The sequence below is a fragment of the Anaerobacillus alkaliphilus genome, from assembly GCF_004116265.1.
GTDB lineage: Bacteria > Bacillota > Bacilli > Bacillales > Anaerobacillaceae > Anaerobacillus > Anaerobacillus alkaliphilus.
In genome coordinates, this window is record NZ_QOUX01000042.1 from 59,124 (window position 1) to 77,295 (window position 18,172).

21 protein-coding genes are annotated in these 18,172 nt (G+C 35.5%); 14 read left to right on the forward strand and 7 right to left on the reverse strand.

Features of this window, described 5'->3' with window-relative positions; translation table 11 throughout:
- Positions 1-78: 78 nt before the first annotated feature.
- Positions 79-258, reverse strand: a complete 180-nt coding sequence (locus DS745_RS13160) for a hypothetical protein (protein ID WP_129078698.1) — start codon at positions 256-258, stop codon at positions 79-81.
- Between the two features lie 179 nt (positions 259-437).
- On the opposite strand from DS745_RS13160, the gene DS745_RS13165 reads away from it, so the two are divergent.
- The 3 genes from DS745_RS13165 to desB all read left to right on the forward strand — a co-directional run bounded on the left by DS745_RS13165 (position 438) and on the right by desB (position 2,904).
- Positions 438-1,352, forward strand: coding sequence for a glycoside hydrolase domain-containing protein (locus DS745_RS13165; RefSeq protein WP_161568262.1), 915 nt, complete (start codon positions 438-440; stop codon positions 1,350-1,352).
- Positions 1,353-1,387: 35 nt separating this feature from the next.
- On the forward strand, positions 1,388-1,750 hold the full coding sequence (locus DS745_RS13170; protein WP_129078700.1) for a hypothetical protein: 363 nt from the start codon (positions 1,388-1,390) through the stop codon (positions 1,748-1,750).
- A gap of 107 nt (positions 1,751-1,857) precedes the next feature.
- A complete protein-coding gene (gene desB / locus DS745_RS13175; protein ID WP_129078701.1) occupies positions 1,858-2,904 on the forward strand; it encodes a Delta(10) desaturase DesB in 1,047 nt (348 codons plus the stop codon).
- 240 nt (positions 2,905-3,144) lie between these two features.
- On the opposite strand, the gene DS745_RS13180 is transcribed toward desB, so the two are convergent.
- Positions 3,145-3,999, reverse strand: coding sequence for a DegV family protein (locus tag DS745_RS13180; RefSeq protein WP_129078702.1), 855 nt, complete (start codon positions 3,997-3,999; stop codon positions 3,145-3,147).
- Positions 4,000-4,367: 368 nt separating this feature from the next.
- Between DS745_RS13180 and DS745_RS13185 the strand changes: the two genes are divergently transcribed.
- The 5 genes from DS745_RS13185 to DS745_RS13205 all read left to right on the forward strand — a co-directional run bounded on the left by DS745_RS13185 (position 4,368) and on the right by DS745_RS13205 (position 7,910).
- On the forward strand, positions 4,368-4,808 hold the full coding sequence (locus DS745_RS13185; protein WP_241657815.1) for a Dps family protein: 441 nt from the start codon (positions 4,368-4,370) through the stop codon (positions 4,806-4,808).
- A gap of 326 nt (positions 4,809-5,134) precedes the next feature.
- The gene (locus DS745_RS13190) at positions 5,135-6,100 is read left to right on the forward strand and encodes a hypothetical protein (RefSeq protein WP_129078703.1); all 966 of its coding nucleotides are present in this window, start codon (positions 5,135-5,137) and stop codon (positions 6,098-6,100) included.
- A gap of 106 nt (positions 6,101-6,206) precedes the next feature.
- Positions 6,207-6,641, forward strand: coding sequence for a MarR family winged helix-turn-helix transcriptional regulator (locus DS745_RS13195; RefSeq protein ID WP_161568263.1), 435 nt, complete (start codon positions 6,207-6,209; stop codon positions 6,639-6,641).
- Between the two features lie 6 nt (positions 6,642-6,647).
- Entirely contained in the window at positions 6,648-7,490 is an 843-nt protein-coding gene (locus tag DS745_RS13200) for an SDR family oxidoreductase (RefSeq protein ID WP_129078705.1), read from the forward strand.
- Between the two features lie 15 nt (positions 7,491-7,505).
- Complete coding sequence (locus DS745_RS13205; RefSeq protein WP_129078706.1) at positions 7,506-7,910, forward strand: DUF6069 family protein; 405 nt, start codon at positions 7,506-7,508, stop codon at positions 7,908-7,910.
- A 6-nt stretch (positions 7,911-7,916) separates the two neighbouring features.
- Here the strand turns inward: DS745_RS13205 and DS745_RS13210 are convergent, their stop codons facing one another.
- The 4 genes from DS745_RS13210 to DS745_RS13225 all read right to left on the reverse strand — a co-directional run bounded on the left by DS745_RS13210 (position 7,917) and on the right by DS745_RS13225 (position 12,049).
- Positions 7,917-8,426 carry a hypothetical protein gene (locus tag DS745_RS13210; RefSeq protein WP_129078707.1) on the reverse strand — a complete coding sequence of 170 codons (510 nt, stop codon included), beginning with the start codon at positions 8,424-8,426 and terminating at the stop codon, positions 7,917-7,919.
- Positions 8,419-9,948, reverse strand: a complete 1,530-nt coding sequence (locus DS745_RS13215) for a GGDEF domain-containing protein (RefSeq protein ID WP_129078708.1) — start codon at positions 9,946-9,948, stop codon at positions 8,419-8,421. The genes DS745_RS13210 and DS745_RS13215 overlap by 8 nt, the downstream gene beginning before the upstream one ends.
- 130 nt (positions 9,949-10,078) lie before the next feature.
- A complete protein-coding gene (locus DS745_RS13220) occupies positions 10,079-10,939 on the reverse strand; it encodes an SDR family oxidoreductase (protein WP_129078709.1) in 861 nt (286 codons plus the stop codon).
- 72 nt (positions 10,940-11,011) lie between these two features.
- The gene (locus tag DS745_RS13225) at positions 11,012-12,049 is read right to left on the reverse strand and encodes a Gfo/Idh/MocA family protein (RefSeq protein WP_129078710.1); all 1,038 of its coding nucleotides are present in this window, start codon (positions 12,047-12,049) and stop codon (positions 11,012-11,014) included.
- 77 nt (positions 12,050-12,126) lie between these two features.
- On the opposite strand from DS745_RS13225, the gene DS745_RS13230 reads away from it, so the two are divergent.
- The 3 genes from DS745_RS13230 (at position 12,127) to DS745_RS13240 (ending at position 14,173) form a co-directional block, all read left to right on the forward strand.
- Positions 12,127-12,660 (forward strand): CBO0543 family protein, encoded by a 534-nt coding sequence (locus DS745_RS13230; protein WP_129078711.1) that lies wholly within the window; start codon positions 12,127-12,129, stop codon positions 12,658-12,660.
- A gap of 127 nt (positions 12,661-12,787) precedes the next feature.
- Positions 12,788-13,237, forward strand: a complete 450-nt coding sequence (locus DS745_RS13235; protein ID WP_129078712.1) for a MarR family winged helix-turn-helix transcriptional regulator — start codon at positions 12,788-12,790, stop codon at positions 13,235-13,237.
- A 75-nt stretch (positions 13,238-13,312) separates the two neighbouring features.
- Complete coding sequence (locus DS745_RS13240) at positions 13,313-14,173, forward strand: permease (RefSeq protein ID WP_129078713.1); 861 nt, start codon at positions 13,313-13,315, stop codon at positions 14,171-14,173.
- A 758-nt stretch (positions 14,174-14,931) separates the two neighbouring features.
- On the opposite strand, the gene DS745_RS13245 is transcribed toward DS745_RS13240, so the two are convergent.
- Entirely contained in the window at positions 14,932-15,846 is a 915-nt protein-coding gene (locus DS745_RS13245) for a nuclease-related domain-containing protein (RefSeq protein WP_129078714.1), read from the reverse strand.
- Positions 15,847-15,949: 103 nt separating this feature from the next.
- Here DS745_RS13245 and DS745_RS25180 point away from each other — a divergent pair, with 103 nt between their 5' ends.
- From DS745_RS25180 to DS745_RS13260, 3 genes are all read left to right on the forward strand, one after another.
- Complete coding sequence (locus DS745_RS25180) at positions 15,950-16,114, forward strand: exonuclease domain-containing protein (RefSeq protein ID WP_421721822.1); 165 nt, start codon at positions 15,950-15,952, stop codon at positions 16,112-16,114.
- Positions 16,115-16,289: 175 nt separating this feature from the next.
- Positions 16,290-17,243 carry a processed acidic surface protein gene (locus DS745_RS13255; protein WP_206662932.1) on the forward strand — a complete coding sequence of 318 codons (954 nt, stop codon included), beginning with the start codon at positions 16,290-16,292 and terminating at the stop codon, positions 17,241-17,243.
- Positions 17,240-17,866, forward strand: coding sequence for a class D sortase (locus DS745_RS13260; RefSeq protein ID WP_241657817.1), 627 nt, complete (start codon positions 17,240-17,242; stop codon positions 17,864-17,866). Before DS745_RS13255 ends, DS745_RS13260 begins: the two co-directional genes overlap by 4 nt.
- The last annotated feature ends 306 nt before the right edge of the window (positions 17,867-18,172 follow it).

Here is an 18,172-nt window from a genome sequence, read left to right on the forward strand (position 1 = left end):
CCCCTTTCTTTTAACCATTAGCTTTTGCAAAATAAAAATAACAATACTCAGGAAGTATTGTTATGGTGTAGTTTACTATTATGTTCCTTGGCGTTTTCTTTGGTTGTTAATCTTTTTCGTTTGCTGACTTTTCATCGACTGGGTTTGGTTCGTCCAATTTCCTTTACCTTGATTACTATTTCCTGCTTTTTTATTAGCAAGCTGTTGCTTGATTGCATCTTGAAGTGATATTTTTTTCTTTTCTGTTTGCTCAGACATGTTTTTGCTCCTTTTCATAACCTAAATATAAAAAGATTGTATCATTTATTTTAACATGTTTATAGTTTTTTATTTATAGGCACACATCTTATCTAAACGAACAACGGTCATTTACCCACACGAAGGATAGTCATTTTCATAGGATGACAAGGAAGAGTCCGTGATGGGAGTGGATGACCTTGTTAAAAAATATAAATGTAAATATAATGTTGGCAGTTGTCGGGATTTTTGCAGTTACAGTTTTTCTATTTATGCTCCAATCTCATTCGGTACCTGTAGACCAGGTAAGTGAGGAAGTAACAGTCGAGGAAAACGGAAATGAAGCATCAAAGAGTGAAAATGGAAATCACGATGAGACCGAAACAAACACCAATGATAACGGATCGGAAGAAAATGAAAGCAACGGTTCTGATATAGAAGAAGCAAATGAAAATACAAACGGTCAAGAGTATTTGTGGGGGTTAGATTCTGCAGATAGGGTTGATCAGAGTTTTTATGATTGCTTTGTAACAAATTTTGGTGAACCTGTAGCTTTCGGTAGATATTTAGAAACAAAAGATGGGGTATCTTATGGGTTAAGTGAAGAGGAAGTAGCCTTTTTACAGGATAAAGGAATTAAGATTATTCCGATATATAATCACTTTATTGATGGAACAACCTATGAGAAAGGCGTGCAAGAAGCAGAGACAGCAATAACCTACGCTGAGGCAATTGGAGTGACGGAAGGAGTATATATATTCGCTAATGTAGAACCCGAGTATCCGATTGATGCAGATTTTCTCTTGGGCTGGTTTGAGACAATTCAGTCATCACAGTATAAGCCTGGGGTTTACGGAATTTTTGGTGAAGGAAGGGAATTAACAGCTGCCTTTGAACGTGCGCTAGGAAATAATGAAGCAATTGGCGAGGAGATGGCTGTTTGGCATAGTTCTGAGCCTTACATTGGAATTACAACGAAAGAGAATAAACCTGAGTTCGCTCCAGATGTTCCTGATTTCGTAAATGTTTCAATATGGCAGTATGGTATCGATGCTGAAACCTGTAACATTGATACTAATTTAATTAACAGTGAAATTATGGACTCTCTTTGGTAGTAAAGTATAGATGAACGTAAAAATATGGTAAGGTAATGAAAGGGAGCTACTTATTTGATGCTCCTTATCCATACATAGAGGTACTAGAAAAACAAAAAGGATTGATTACATTGTCTTTAGTTTCTAAACAATCATTTGTAAAAGTTCTACGAGAGGTAATCGGGATTGAACAAAGATATATTGAAACAGAGTATCAATTGTATTTATATGAGACAAAAATAGTGACACCTACGATAACATTTCCGTTATCAAGTATTTTGGATGTATCGTATCGAAAAACAACGGAAAAATACGGTACCCTTTACTTACATACAAATCAAGGTGTTTTTCCATACAACGTTTGCTCTCATCCTGAGGAGTTTATTACTTCTCTAAAAAGATTAAAAGGTATAGATTAACCTCTTCAGCTTTAATTACTTTTTACTGGATTTGTGTTTGGGGTTTGAGATTGGTATTATAAGTGAGATTAATTACCAATAGTTTGTATATGAAAGGAACGATATGAATGAAAGAACTTAAGACGTTTGGTTGGTATGCAGCAAGAGTTTCCAAATCCTTACCGAAGGAAGCCTTTCAACCTGTTCCAACAAGACTTTTAGGTGGACTAGCTTACTTGTTAATTGTCATAGTTACTCTGTTAGCAATTAGTCTCGTTCAACTGCCGCTTATAGTAACAATAATATTAGCGCTAGTATTAGGGTTTAGCTATGCATCAATGGGTTTTCTAGGTCATGAGATACTGCACGGAACTGTTATTCGCACGCCGTGGTTGCGCAACTTTCTAGGAGCTGTGTTTTTTTGGCCACTATGTACAGGACCACGACTATGGCGAAAGTGGCACAATATGGAACATCACGTACATACTCAAGATGAAGAAAAAGACCCAGATGCTTGGCCAACTGCTCCTGAAGTCAGCAAATATCGCATTGTTCGTATGGTATATAAATTGCCGTTAGGAGTTCGCTCCTTTTGCGAATTTCTTTTCTTAACAGTCCAGTTTTCGTTGCATTCTTTAAATATGTTTAAACTATATTTAAAACAATTTCATGTGAAAAATCGTTCAGCGGTTATTTTCCAATTATTATTACCTTGGATCTCGTGGTTCGGCTTATTATTCCTAATTGGACCAGAAAAGTGGTTTTATGCATTTTTGTTACCGATATTGATTGCAAATTTTATCGTTATGTCTTATATATCAACTAACCATCGCCTAAATCCTCTTGTAGAGGTAAACGATCCATTAGCAAACTGTCTTTCGGTAACAGTCCCGAAATGGGTAGATATCTTGCATTTTAATTTCTCATATCATACAGAACACCATTTGTTTCCGGCGATGAATCCAAAGTATTATCCGTTAGTAAAGGAAGAAATATTGAAGAGATGGCCAGAACGCTATCATCAGATGCCTTTAATCCGTGCGTTAATCGTGCTTTGGAGAACGCCAAGAATATATCATGAAAAAAATGAATTGTTAGATCCGCATGGGAATAGGGCATATCAAACATTAGGGAACGGCTTGCATCCTAAAAAAATTCATTACCGAGATTTATAAAAGGCTGTCTTCGCAAAGTTTGTTGCTTTCGTAAAAATCCCAAAAGCCGGATTTTTACACAAAATACTAAGAATTCACAACTAAGTTAGTAAGTATTGCTCTTTTCTGACATAATTTATTGGCGGATATTTTCATCTAGGGTATTTTTTCGATTATTTTAGAGTGAAAAAGGCACAATGTTTACGAAAAGAGCCTTATAAAAAAACGCTGACCCCTCTTTTAGAGGATGTCAGCGTTTTTTTATTTTGTTTCATTATGCCAGATTAAAGCTACGGTACCTTCACCAGCATGAACGGCGATAGCTGAACTTATTTCCCCTACGACAATGTTCATCTGAGGGAATTGTTCTTCAATTTTTTTCTTGAACTCTAAAGCCTTATCTAATACATTCCCATGCATAATTTGTACTTCAGTTATCTTGTGCTTATCAGCAGCTTCTGCTATTAACTCGATCATTCTATTCGAGGCTTTTTTCTCTGAACGAACTTTTTGGAATAGGTCGAACTCACCAGTTGTTTTAATTGTGATAATAGGTTTGATTTGAAGTAGATTACCTAATAAAAAAGCAGTTTTTGACATTCTACCGCCTTTATGAAATTGGTCTAAACTGCCTAATAAAATGTATTTCTCTGAATTTAATGCTTCTTCACGCAATATTGCTGCGATCTCTTTGTGATTATCCATAGTCTTTGCTAACTCAATACCTTTGTAAAGCAAAGTGGTAATGGTGTATGACATTGATAAAGAATCAACAACTTCTCCATCTAACTCAGCCATTTCCATCCCTGACCTTGAACTGTCAACTGTACCGCTTAATTTACCGGATACATGGACTGCTATTACTTGATCATACTCCGATTTAAGTTTCTCATAAAGCTCAGCAAATTTCCCAACTGGAGGCTGAGATGTTTTTGGGACCTCCTTAGAAGTATTAATCCTTCTATAGAGTTCTTCTGTTGTTAAGTCTACTCCATCCTCGAATGTGCGATCAGGAAAAATAATCGCTAAAGGCATTACATAGACATCTGGATTGTTTTCTAATTCCTTCGTTATATAAGCTGTACTATCTGTAACCCACGCAATTTTTTTAGTCATAGTTCAATCCCTTTTTTTCTTTAGATTTTTGCAAACAAGATGTAATTATACTCACCTAATTTTTTATTAGTAGGTAATATATACAAGTAATAATATGCTCCTATCAATTGTACCTTAACGGTAGTTTCTTGAATATATGATAGGTGTCATATATTGTTCATAAAACAGGATAGGACATGAAATCAAAATGTTGAAGTATATAATACATAACACAAAAAAGATGTTTCAGAGCTCATTATTAAGGTTATCTTAACAATGAAAGGGATAAATTGTTTCAATTTCTACTAAATTATATTATTTATCATTTGATAATAATTATAATTTATGTTACGATTAATTTATCAAAGATGTTAGGGAGTGTTTTACACATGGCAAATGAAAAATTGGTTAGTTCACTGAATTCACAATTAGCAAATTGGAACGTACTATTCACGAAGTTACACAATTACCATTGGTATGTTACTGGTCCTGAATTCTTTACGTTACACACGAAATTTGAAGAATACTACACAGAGGCAGCAACATACATTGACTCAATTGCAGAGCGCATCTTGACCATTGAGGGGAAACCACTTGCTACGCTTAAAGAGTATTTAGCAGCTTCCTCAATTGAAGAAGCTACTAGTAAAGAAGAGGCAAAAGAAATGGTTGCTATTCTTGCAGCAGATTTTGAAAAAGTGATTGCACAGTCAAACGAAACAATTGCGCTTGCAGAAGAAGCTGGCGATGAGTCAACTGCCGATATGTTTATTGGAATAAAAACCTCACTTGAACAACATGTCTGGATGTTAAAAGCATATTTAGGATAATAAAAAAACTGGTGTTCCGAAATGGAGTACCAGTTTTTTCGTGTTATTAATAGGCTCTTTTCGTAAACATTGTGGCTTTTTTATCTTAAAATAATCAAAAAAATACCTTAGATGAAGATATCAGCCAATAAATTATGTTAGAAAAGAGCAGTACTTACTAAATTAGTAGTAAATTCTTAGGTAGTTTGTGTAAAAATCTGTCTTTTGGGATTTTTACTAAAGCAACAAACTTTGCGAAAACAGCCTTTTAAAAATCTTATAGTCCTACGTACTGTAAATATAATACAATGAGGATGAGAGTTTCTTAAGAAGAGGGGTAAACAAAAATGAGAAAATGGGCTCCAATCATAGTAATAAGCTGTTTATTACTTTTTTTTATTTGGTGGAATAGTGAAGCGCCGGTAGGAGGAGGAGTTTATCCTGAGAAACAGGTTGGAGTTGAGTTGCTAGTAGTAGAAGAAGGAAGCCTTCTTGTTCCAATGACTCTACCTGTACGTTGGATCAAAACATACCCATGGGAACAAACGCCAGTACTAAATGAAATAAGTCTTTTTGATGAAGAAGGAAATATTATATCAGCTATTGGTGGTGAATATAAATTACGAATTCCTCACGAATACGATTGGTATGATAGAAATATTCAAGGCGAAATAGAGCTTTACTTAAATGGCGCTAGCTTTGCAGAAGAAGGCAGTATTTCTACTACTACACTAAAGGATTCGGTAAATACAATGTATTCTCTTAATCGTATTTCATTAGTAAATAATCAAAAGCGGCGGAATTTTCCTATAGACAATAACTATCAGTACCACCTAAAACCAGAAATAGGTATTGAAAAGCTGTGGGAGATGCAGGGCCTCATGTATTTCTTCCTTGATCAAAATTTTGATACTCCAAACGGTTTTTTGATTACTCTTACTGGAAAGCCAGGTCATTCTTTAGAGGAGATAGGATTTTGGTTACCGGGGATGCCTCCAAATTATTTTGAAGAGCATGTTCAATATAACTATACTAGCAATACTGATCAATACAACAATAGCTCAGAAGATTTTGTAGGTGAAAATCTATTCTTTCCAGAAACTCTAGAAGAGCGTAGCATGGTAATATACTTTCCATTTACACCAGAAATGATAGATGCGGCAGGTGATAGTTTACTTAGGTTAATGCCTTATTTTCATTTAAGAAACGAAGTAGGGGAAAGCTACTTTACCGGAGGATACGGGTCTATCGGTCCCCTAGATCGTACTATATCTTGGGGAGAATTTATCTATAAACCTGATAAAAAACACTAATCCAATTAGTGTTTTTTATTTTGACACAAAAAAAGTTAGTGTACTAACTATTTTTTGTGGTATATTATAGTTAGTGTACTAACTAATAAGGATGGAGGTGAGAGATATGAATACTGGCTACTTAATTCAGCTTTCAGCAAAATTGATGAAGAACAATTTACAGAAGCGATTAGATGAAGAAAATTTTACTGTTTCACAGCTTGCGGTAATAAAAGATTTACAAATGCAACAAGAAAGTGGAGCCCCACTCGAACGGTTTACAGCAGTATCAATTGCCGAACGTTTAGATATGGATAAACCAACCGTCTCAGGAATAATTAATCGCTTGGTTGAAAAAGGGTTTGTTGAAAAACTATCACATCCTACGGACAAAAGGGCTCAGGTTATTGCTTTAACAAATGAAAGTGTAGTAATCTTGCCGAAGCTTGAACAAGTAAGTAATGAAACTATTGAAGCATCCTTAAAGGGATTTAGTGACATAGAAAAAGATAAACTAAATTCGTATTTAATAAGGCTTATTTCAAATTTGAGAGGAGATTAGTCTGACATGGGGAAAATCTTAGTTACAGGGGCAACAGGGAATATTGGTAAGTATGTTGTTGAAAACCTTTTAAAGTGTGGGGTAAGTGTCAGGGCAGCCGTGTTTGAGATAGAAAAGAATGATTTAAGCTGCGAGACGGTTGAGTTTGATTTTCTAAAAAGAGAAACCTTTGCGGGGGCACTTGAAGGTGTTGATCGTGTTTTCTTAGTAAGGCCACCACAACTAGCAAACCCCAAAAAAGATATGCGACCATTTTTAGAAGAAGTCGCAGCAAGAGGGATTAAGCAGGTCGTATTTGTTTCCTTATTAGGAGTGGAGAAAAATCCAGTTGTACCACATCGGAAAATTGAAGATATGATCCTGGAGTTTTCCATTCCGTATACATTTTTAAGACCTGGATTTTTTATGCAAAACTTAAGTACCACTCATGCAATAGAAATAAAGGATCGAAATGAAATTTTTGTACCCGTTGGTAATGCGAAGACAAGTTTTATTGATACAAGAGATATTGGTGCAGTTGCAGCACAATGTTTTCTTCATGAAAAACACCTCAATAAAAGTTACTCACTTACAGGTAATGAAGCTATTGATTATTATCAAGTAGCAAATACACTATCAGGCGTTCTTTGTAGGAAAATAACATATAAAAATCCTGGATTACTAAATTTCAGGAGGAAGACAATAAATCGAGGAATAAAAAAAGAGTATGCAAACGTTATGACGATGCTGTATTTACTCACTAAAATGGGAACTGCAAAAAAAGTTACCCATGATGTTGAGAACATCCTTGAAAGAAAACCAATATCATTTGAGCAGTTTGCCATAGACCATAAAAATGTATGGCTGTGAAGGAGGAGTATTAACTTGTATAAAAATAAATTTACCTCATATTTAAAAACGGGCTTGTTTGCAGCAAGTATTACTGCTTTGGTTGCTGTTGTTTCATTTTTACTTTCTAGTTATCTATTTAATTTCCCTGTTGAAATCATTGGAGAAAGCAGGGATACCTTATATTTAGTTTTGATTGCTGGGGTTTCTTTCATTGCTGTATTTATTAGTTCAATCATCTTTTATTTCTTACAAAGGTTTACACGTAAACCTCTGGTATATTTTATTCTAATTGTTATTTTAGGTCTTATTGGTAATGCAGTTTTGGCCGAAAATGATTTGTTGCAACAATACAAAATGACTGCACATATTATTCATCTTATTGTGGCGGGTTTAGCCATTCTTCTGGTTCCACAATTCTCTAGAAAAAAACAGAGCTGACAATTGTCAGCTCGTTTCATTTAGAATATTATAGCGGCCTACTTGAAGCTTGCGGTATACTTCATGAATGATCAGTTCATTAACCTTTGGATGTTTTATCTTATAGGTACTAATTTTTTTGTAGGTCTCTAAATTAATATGACCTTCTTTCAATAACTTATCAAGAACTGGGCTACGGTAGTTATCAATTGATAAATAAGCCAAAGTTATTTTCTTACCATCTGTAGTAAGATTAACACTTATACCTTTTAAGTCTGGATAAAGAAAGGAACTATAGTCATAGGTAATGTAAATTTGTTCTTTTTTGACATTTTTAATGTGTGGTACATTACTTGGCAGCTTAATTAAGTAGACCATCTGTTCGAAAGAAAAACTCATTTTTTCAATAGCATAAGGGTACTTTTTTTCAAAACGACTGGCTGTTACTCGCATCGCCAAGTGATAGAAGTATTGATTTGTAATCACTACTGTTGTAAAGAATAGGACGATGCTACTGATAACAATTAGTTCAGACATAGCTTTTGTCCCCCTTAAATAGCTCTACCCGATTTTTGCCTGCATTTTTTGCTTTATACAAGGCATTATCTGCAGCTTCAATTAGTTGTAGAATGCTTTCAAACTCAATATTTTGGGTTGAGGCTACTCCAACACTTACGGTTAATGTTCCTGTTGGTTGTAACTCTTCATTAGGGAAAATAGCAATCTCGATATTTTCACGGATTCTTTCCCCAACAAGCAATGCTTTTTCCTCTGAAGTATTAGGGAGAATAACAACGAATTCTTCCCCACCAAATCGAAAAGCCAAATCCTGGTCTCTAACTGAGCTCTTTACAATTTGAGAAAGTTTGGTTAACACTTCATTTCCGAGTAAATGGCCATTCGTGTCATTGTAATGCTTAAATGAGTCAATATCAAAGATAATAATTGATAAAGGTTCCTGAGCTTCTTTGGAATCAGTAAAATATTTGTTTGAATATAATTCAAAGGAACGCTGGTTTAACAAGCCAGTCAGGTTATCGTTTAAAGCCATCATTTCAATCTGCTTATATAAATTCGCCTGTTCAATTGCAATGGCAGCTTGGTTCGCTAAGGGAATAACACTATCAATATCATCTTCGGTAATTGGCTGGTTGTTAACAATATTATCAATGATAAGTACGCCAATTTGGTTCCCTTGATTCAAAAGAGGAATGATAGCAAACGCTTGCATTTGAAAGTAGTTATAAAATAATTGTTGAGCAAAATCCTTTTCATCAATGGCTTGTACATTGTATGGTACTCCCTCGCGGAGTGCTTTTTCTAGTACATTATCATTATCTAAATTGATTGAAATAGATTTAATTAAGGCATTCAATTCAGGATCAATCGATTCCTTATCATAATTAAGCTTAATCAGATCCAATAACTTTAGATTACTCGCTGCGAGTCGTTCCCATGTACCAAAGCCTTCATTAGCATTCATAGGGCCAATTCCCATAATCCCGTTTAGCTGATTATTGTCAGATGACTTTAAGAAAATCATCGCACGGTTGAAGCCAAGTCCATGACCAGCAGTTACAGAAATTAAAATAATTTGCAGTAGTTTATCGAGTTGGAGTGTTTGTTGCATCGATAAGCTTATTTCTCTAAATACATCGAGTTGTTTAGACTGTTTCAATAGAGTGGTTAACGATTGCTGACTTTTCTTATCCTTTGTAAAGTAGAACTCGGCCACTAAGCCTATGAAGCTAGCAAAAATAAGATAGCTAATGAGTAAATATAAATTAATTTCATTATTAATAGTAATTGCAAGCCAGCTTATGATGGCAAATACAATAGCTCCTTTTAGTTGAAGTGAATACGCTGCAATTAAGATAATGAGAAAGATTGTCCATGCAGTGTTAGTAGAATTAAAAAGTAGGCTATATGTTTTTACCAGTACTAATGATAACGTTATCAAGATAAACTTATTCGTCACGTCATTGACATGAAAACGAACAAAGTTAGCTATAACTCCAGCCAGAATGGCGGTAAACAGTAGAACTAGAAATGGACTCATTTCTTTCACCCACCTTGTTGTATTTCACTTCTTACTTAAGTAGTGGAACTATACTCCTATTCTAACTTAAAAGTTGCTATAAATACAGTTATTTTCCGATAGAAAAAGGATAACCCCTGAAGGGTTATCCTTAGCCATTCACAATTTCTCCACCATTAACATGAATGACTTGTCCGGATACATAAGAAGAATCGTTAGATGCTAAATAAACATAAGCTGGAGCCAATTCAAAAGGCTGTCCTGCTCGTTTCATTGGGGTATTGCTTCCAAAGCTAGCAACTTGAGTTGCTGGGAATGAAGCAGGTATGAGTGGGGTCCAGATTGGACCTGGAGCTACACCATTCACACGAACACCCTGCCCAACAAGCTGCATTGATAAAGACCTTGTAAAAGTAACCATAGCTCCTTTTGTGGAAGAGTAGTCAACGAGCTGTTCATGTCCATGATAAGCCGTAACAGAAGTGGTATTTATAATGGAGCTTCCTTGTTTTAAGTGAGGTAGAGCTGCTCTAACAAAATGAAAGCATGAAAAGATATTGATCCGAAACGTTCGTTCTAATTGATCTGGAGTAATATTTTTAATGTTATTTTGGACGACTTGATAGGCTGCATTGTTCACCACAATGTCTAGTTGTCCAAATTGCGCCACCGTATCCTCAATCATTTTTGTACAAGTCGCTTCTTCAGCAATATCCCCTTGTAAAAGTAAGCATTTAGTACCTTTAGCCTCAACTAACTGTTTTGTTTCTTCTGCATCTACAGTCTCATCGAAATAGCCGATGGCAATATTAGCACCTTCTTTGGCAAAAGCAATAGCAACAGCCCGACCAATACCACTATCACCACCAGAGATAAAGGCAACTTTCCCTTTTAACTTACCACTACCGATATAAGCGGGATCATCAAAGATAGGACGAGGGTTCATCTCAGCTTCGATACCAGGCTGTTTTGACTGATGTTGTGGTGGAAAAGACGTTGGTAAATTGTTCATAAAAAAACTCCCTTATGTAATTAATTGTCTGACAGTAAGTAACCTGTGTTAAGGGAGGTAATTTTATACAAGTTAAAGCCTTATCGCTTCGCCAGTTTTTGCTGACTCATAAATGGCATTGACAATTTTCTGTAGAATGAGTCCTTGATGAGGAGTACTTTCTGGCATAGTGTTTGTTAAGCAACAATTAACAAAATCTCTAATTTCTTTTTCATGAAAACTGTAATTCGGAAGAAATGCTGGTGACACATCAATTAAGGTGTCGTGTTTTTCTTGAAAAATCTTTAAAGGGAACACGTCTGCTCCACCTTGGTCTCCTATGAGGCTCACTTGCATCACATCTTTTTCTTCAACGTTGGCAGCAAAAGCAGCTTCTAATAGTAAAGTTGAGCCGTTTTTGAAAGTAATCATGGCATTGGCCATATCTTCAACGGAAAAATTCTCCCAATCCCATTTCCCTAACAATCCAACCCCTGATCTTTGACCGATCTTAGCATAGGTTGTTCCCAGTACTGTATGTGGTTCTGGATAGCCCATTAAATAGAGAGCCGTGTCTAGCATATGAACTCCGATATCAATGAGTGCTCCACCACCCTGCAATTCTTTATTTGTAAAAACTCCCCATCCGGGTATTCCTCTGCGACGAACGGCTGTGGCCTTTGCGGAGTAAATCTCACCTAACTCATTAGCATTAATAAATTTCTTTAGTGTTATCACTTCTGGTGAGTATCTGTAATGAAAGGCATAAAACAGGATTTTGCCTGCATTTTCGGCGGCTTTTTCCATTTGCAATACTTCTTCAACAGTAATAGCTGGTGGTTTCTCACAGAGTACATGGCAGCCTTTATGTAAGGCAGCAATAGTTTGTTCAGCGTGAAATTTATTAGGAGTACAGATACTTACAGCATCTAAATCAACTTCGTTCAGCATGTCTTCGTAGTTTTCAAAAACATAAGGGATTGAAAAGGTTTTTGCACATTGTTCAGCCTTATCGTAATGATGATTAGCTACAGCAACTACTTCTACATTATTGCATTTTTGATAATTTGGAATATGAGCGCCTTGGGCAATAGCACCTGTACCGATAATTCCAACTCTTAATTTTTTCATTAGCCAACCTCCTTGATGCAATTTATTTTAGTACTTGGAAATAACTATAATATGTAAAATCTAAGGGAGCAAATCGAATGCATGTATTAATCACAGTGATGACCATATTAGCCATTTTGATCCGTGGCGATTATCGAAATTGGAAAGAATATCATACAACGATGCTTTATATAGCTGTTGGCAATCTTATGTATAATTTTTTGTGTGCAAACTATTTATTATGGAAGTTTAATCCTGATATTTTATCGAATCATACTCTTTCTGAAGTAGTCTACACTCTAATTGTTTTTCCAGGAACGGTGTTAATGTTTTTATCAAAGTATCCGAATACTCCTAAAAGAATATTTTATCATTATGTTACTTGGATAGGTGTTTATGTTGGGTTTGAGATTGTATTTCTTATGGTTGATAAAATATTTTATCAACATAATTGGCACTTAGGTTGGTCTGCCCTTTTTGATTGTGTGATGTTTCCAATGTTACGATTGCATTATAAAAACCCTATTTTAGCGTATGTATTATCAATTCCGATAGCTTTGTTTTTAATATGGTACTTTGACGTTCCAGTTCATATTCCAATGGAGAACCGTTTGGATTATACGCCAAACTAACCTAACAAAAGACTAAAGAGGCCATTCGTCTTCTTTTTTTAAAAAACACTTGCAATATGCAAATATAAGTTTTATACTAACGTTAAAGAAACTTGCAAATTACAAATATTGAAGAAGGTGCTCACTCTTGGAGAACGTAAGAGAACTGTTTCAAATTCTAACAAGAAGGTTTGGCTTTTTAAATAAAAATTGTTGTTCGGTTGGAAAATTTGAAATCTCTATTATTCATAGTCATATATTGTTTGAAGTTGAAAGAAGGAAACGAGCTTCTATGCAAGAAGTTGCTGAAGCTCTTGGAACTGACATTACTACATTCTCAAGGCAAGCTCAAAACTTAATTAAAATGGGTTTGTTAGAAAAAACACCGCACGAAGAAGACCGTCGGGTCCAATTATTATCATTAACAACAGAAGGAAACTTTGTGACAGGAGCAATTGATCAGCAAATGAAAGCCAATTTCGAAGAGATCTTTTCTCATTTAAAAGCAGATGAACGAGCTATGGTTATTCAATCAGTCAAGTTGTTAAATGACGCAATGGCTAAATCATCAAGTTGCTGTCAATCAAACATGTTCTAAGCTGGAAGTATATCCAGCTTTTATAAAAGTTAATACTTGCATTTTGCAAATATATTAAATTGGAGGAATTGGTTTATGGAACACTTTATTAGTTTTTTACTGTTAGCATTGGAATTAACATTTTTATTTTTAGGAATCTCGTTGTTAATTAATCTATTAAAAGGCTTTATCCCATTTGAAAAGCTCGAAAAATACCTCAGTGGAAGCAACCCAATTATCGGTGTAAGTGCTGCTATATTATTAGCATTTGTAACTCCGTTTTGTTCATGTTCAACAATCCCAGTAATTGTTAATCTGTTACAACAAAAGGTACGTTTCGGTATTGTTATGGTGTTTCTGTTTGCGTCACCGGTATTAGATCCTACAATTATTACATTGATGGGAGTTCTATTAGGGCCAAAAGTAGCAATCTACTACACTATTATTACTGCAGTTTTAGCAGCAGTAATTGGTCTTACATTAGAGAAACTAGGATTTGAGAAATACGTTAAGAAAGTGGTCATGACAGGTTATGAGCCAACAGAGAAACGGTTTAGCTTGAAAGAGAGTTTGAAAGAAACATTAGCATTAATGAAAACTGTTTATCCTTATATCATCATCGGGGCAGGGATAGGTTCTATTATTAAAGGGTTAGTACCCACAGAGTTTATTGCTACTTACTTTGGTGGCGATGCATGGTGGTTAGTTCCTATTGCAGCAGTGGTTGGGATCCCATTGTATATTCGCCTATCTACTATGATACCAATCTCGCAAATATTAGTAGTAAAAGGAATGGCACTTGGACCTGTAATGGCATTAATGATCAGCTCAGCAGGTGCCAGTCTACCTGAAATTGCCTTGTTAAATTCAATTTTTCAAAAGAAACTAGTAGCTGCATTTATTGGGTCTGTTATAACCCTAGCAACATTCTCAGGGCTGCTATTTTATATGATCTAGAGGAGGTGACAATCATGAGTTTATTTAAAAAGATTTTTGCTGCAAAAGATGATAGTGCAAAAAAAGAACAGTCATGTTGCCAAGTGAAGATAGTGGAAGTGAAAGATGTGGCGAAGAAATAGCTTACATTTAAAACCGGGCATAGGTTAGTGCCCGGTTTTTTCATTTACCAGGAGAATTATGTAGGTGAGAAGAGTCTTGCTGGGCATTTACCATTTACTAGGAGAATTCTGCAAGTGAGAAGAGTCTTGCTACGCTCGTTTACCATATATTAGGAGAATTCTGTAAGCGAGAAGAGTCTTGCTGCGCCTATTTACCATATGTTAGGAGAATTCTGTAACCGAGAAGAGTCTTACTGCGCTCATTTACCATTTACTAGGAGAATTCTGTAAGCGAGAAGAGTCTTGTTGCGCCTATTTACCATATATTAGGATAAGTGTGTAAGTGAGAAGAGTCTTGCTGCGCCTACTTACCATATGTTAGGAGAATTCTGTAAGCGAGAAGAGTCTTGCTGGGCCCATTTACCATATATTAGGATAATCGTGTAAGCGAGAAGAGTCTTGCTACGCTCATTTACCATATATTAGGATAATTGTGTAAGCGAGAAGAGTCTTGCTACACATATTCACCATTTATTAGGAGAATTATGTAAACGAGAAGAGTCTTCTGCGCTTATTTACCAAATACTAGAGGGGGGGCATGCAACCGAGAAAAGTTACGGTGACACCTATATTCATGGTTGAATAATGTACCGTACACTATAGAAAATACGTATACCTACTATGGTTTACTTTATGCAAATTAGCAGAAAGAAACGTAGTAATTGTTCTCTTAGAGTCAATAATTTGGCACCAATTAAATATATTGTCAATTGATATTCTCTTTTCAGGAAAAAGTACCCTAAACTCCTCCACACTCCTCAACACAGCCTTTGCAGCCATCTCTTTATGATTACAAACTGTACAAACGACTAACTTATTGACATAAAGAACCTGAAACGACGAACACTTCTCGCAAGTTATTCCCTTTTTTAATTGTTCATAGCTATATAAGGGGAGCCGTTTATAGGGTGAGTCTACGATATGGAGGGAGTTTAACTGGCTGTCTAGCTTATAGTCTCTTTCTCTAGGAGTGAGAGTATTTGTCTTGATTTTATCCAACATGCGATTGATCTGACTCGGGTAAATAATAGGTAGATTTGTTGGGGCTTGATAGAGATAGAACTCGGGGTTCACGAATACTACATAGGCTTCGATCGTGCATTGAAAACCATTCTGCTGGAGTAGTTTTCTAAGAAGGGTTTCACTTCGCTTTAATTGGAGAACGGGATCTTGGATCTCTATGCCATTCCGTACATACCACTTATCAGCTTTAATTACATAATCGCCTTCAAAATTTTTTACTTCAAACATATAAACTGGGTCGGGAGATATGACTAATGAGTCAATTTGGAAGGTGGTGTTGTTGCACTCTAGTAATAAGTCACTTAAAACTAGAAATTTGTTGGGGAGTTTTCTTTCTAACCAACTGTCAAAGATTAATTCTCCTGCATATCCCTTTTCTAGGCTTGCTAAGTGTAGGAGATCTTTTTCAGACAAAATCATCCGCTTATTCAAGTATCTTAAAATTATTAATTCTGTCGATTCATGGCGAGGTTTACTGAACATATTCATTACATCACCTCACTAACTAATTTGATTTCATTGTAAAAAAGTACGATTAACAAGTCAATCATTAATTACTCCACTTGATCAACGTTCCTTTACCGTATTTGATATAGAAACTACTAGCTTTACTATTGGAGCTTCTGATCGATTGATTGAAATCGGGGCAGTCTATGTTGAAAATTTAACAGTGACAGATAAGACTTTTCAGACGTATGTCAACCCAAAACGCGCTCTTCCTGAAACTATCGTTGAATTTACGGAATTTCCTAGGTGATGCGCTAACAACTGCTCATCTTTTCTGTGAGATCATGTATCATAAGAGGAAAAAAGACGTTAGGAGATTTACTCCAAGTTAGTAACCATAACCGGATCTTGCTATTTTAGATTGGTATATTTTTCTTTAAAAAACAAACACTACCTTTGTTATCTCATTTTTAGGAGGGGCAATGATGAAGCGTAGTGTTTTCTTGTTTTTATGTGTTTGCTTACTAGTATCAAATGTTACTCAAGTGTTAGCCGACTCTCAAGTCAATCAGGAAAAACTTGACCAGTACTTGTCTAGTTTAGATTGGACGATTGGCGATCTTGAGGAATATCTTAGTTTTTTTAATTCTTCTATCGAGGATTATGAGTCATATGAAGAGCTTATAGCTGATTTAGGAAGTCCAATTACTAACGATAATCTAAATGAGCTACTAGGGAAATATGATTTAAGCTATAACGACCTTGAAATTTTGTTAGCTGAATATGGCGAGTCGTTAGATGATTATACATTTATCGAGGATTTAGAGTTAGATGTTCAATTTCTTTTGAAAAATCGTGAAGATTTTTCAATTGTAAATGACTTTTTATCTCTCTTTGGTCTAACAGAAGCTGAGATGAAAAATCTATTTGATCATTTTGCAAAAGAGGTAGATCAAAATCTTGTAGACAATATCCTTCAGTCTCTTGAGGCAATGTCTTATATGCAAGGAGTTGAAGAACTGTCAGAACTTGAGCAGGAAAATCTATTTACTCTTTGGAATGAGATGCTTACTGCGTTGCAGGTTGATGCGAGATTTTACCTTGTGAAAGATGATGCCATGACTCCTATCGAGCTTGAAAATATATCTAAGGAAACGTTAGAGGGACATAGTTTGTACATGGCTCTCCATAACTTGGAAGGGGACGTATTAGCAACCCTAGTATTCAGTGAAGAAATGCTTTACACCCATTTAATGTACGAATCATTAGAACAACTAGCTGTAATTGCTAACCTTGCAGATGAATATCAAGAAATGTTATTTGCATCAAGGCTTCCGATAACAGCGGGTCACTTCGTAAGAAATATTCTTTTAAGCTTCTTGTTTATTCTAGCCGGGCTTACTACGTTACTGGCAGTAAGAAGGAGAGTTAACGTTTGATTACTTCAAAACAAAGTAAGAAAATGGGGCTCGTTCTTGTAGGAACAATTCTAATTATTTTTGGATTATATGTGCTACTGTTTAATGTTTTTCTGATCTATAAAGGGATGAATGCCGTTGAAAGAGCAACTGTAATTGAGGCTAGCAATGTTTCAGAAAAAATAGTAGAAGTAAGCGAAAAAAAAATAATTCCTAAAACTTCACCACCTGTTGTAGGTGAGGAAATTGGAAAGCTAATCATCCCTAAGCTAAATGCCTCGATCCCAATTTTTCATGGTACTGCTGAAGACCAGCTTATAGAAGGAGTGGGTCATGTGGTGGGAACTGCTCTACCTGGTGAAGAGAATAACTCGGTGTTATCAGGACATCGCGATACGGTTTTTCGTAAGCTAGGTGAAGTGACAAAAGGGGATATCCTCACAGTAGAAAACCTTAATGGTATCTTTACTTATAAAGTCAGAAAGGTACGAATCGTCGAGGCAGATGACCAAACTGTCATTGTTCCAAAGCGAAAGCCGACATTAACACTTAGTACATGCTATCCATTTACCTATATAGGTTCAGCTAAGCAAAGGTTTGTTTTAGTTGCAGATCTATTGAAGTCAAATATGAAACGAATGTAAAAGAAAGTTCACTTCAAATCCAGAAGTGAGCTTTTTGCTAGTTAAAATAATTATTGACACAAAGTTTTGAATGGTGTTAATATTAAAACGCAATCAACAATATGAAAATTTTGGAAAGGGAGGGTTAACGATGATTCGTATCAGAAAAGCAAACAAATTTAATTTCATACTTGCTAAAGTGACCCACCTGGATTCTTTAAAGTAACCTTACTTTTTAGTTATACAGTTAAGCGTGTGTCACATTACTGTGGCATGCGCTTTTATATTTAGATTCCTAAATATAGATATACTCTTATTATGTATTAG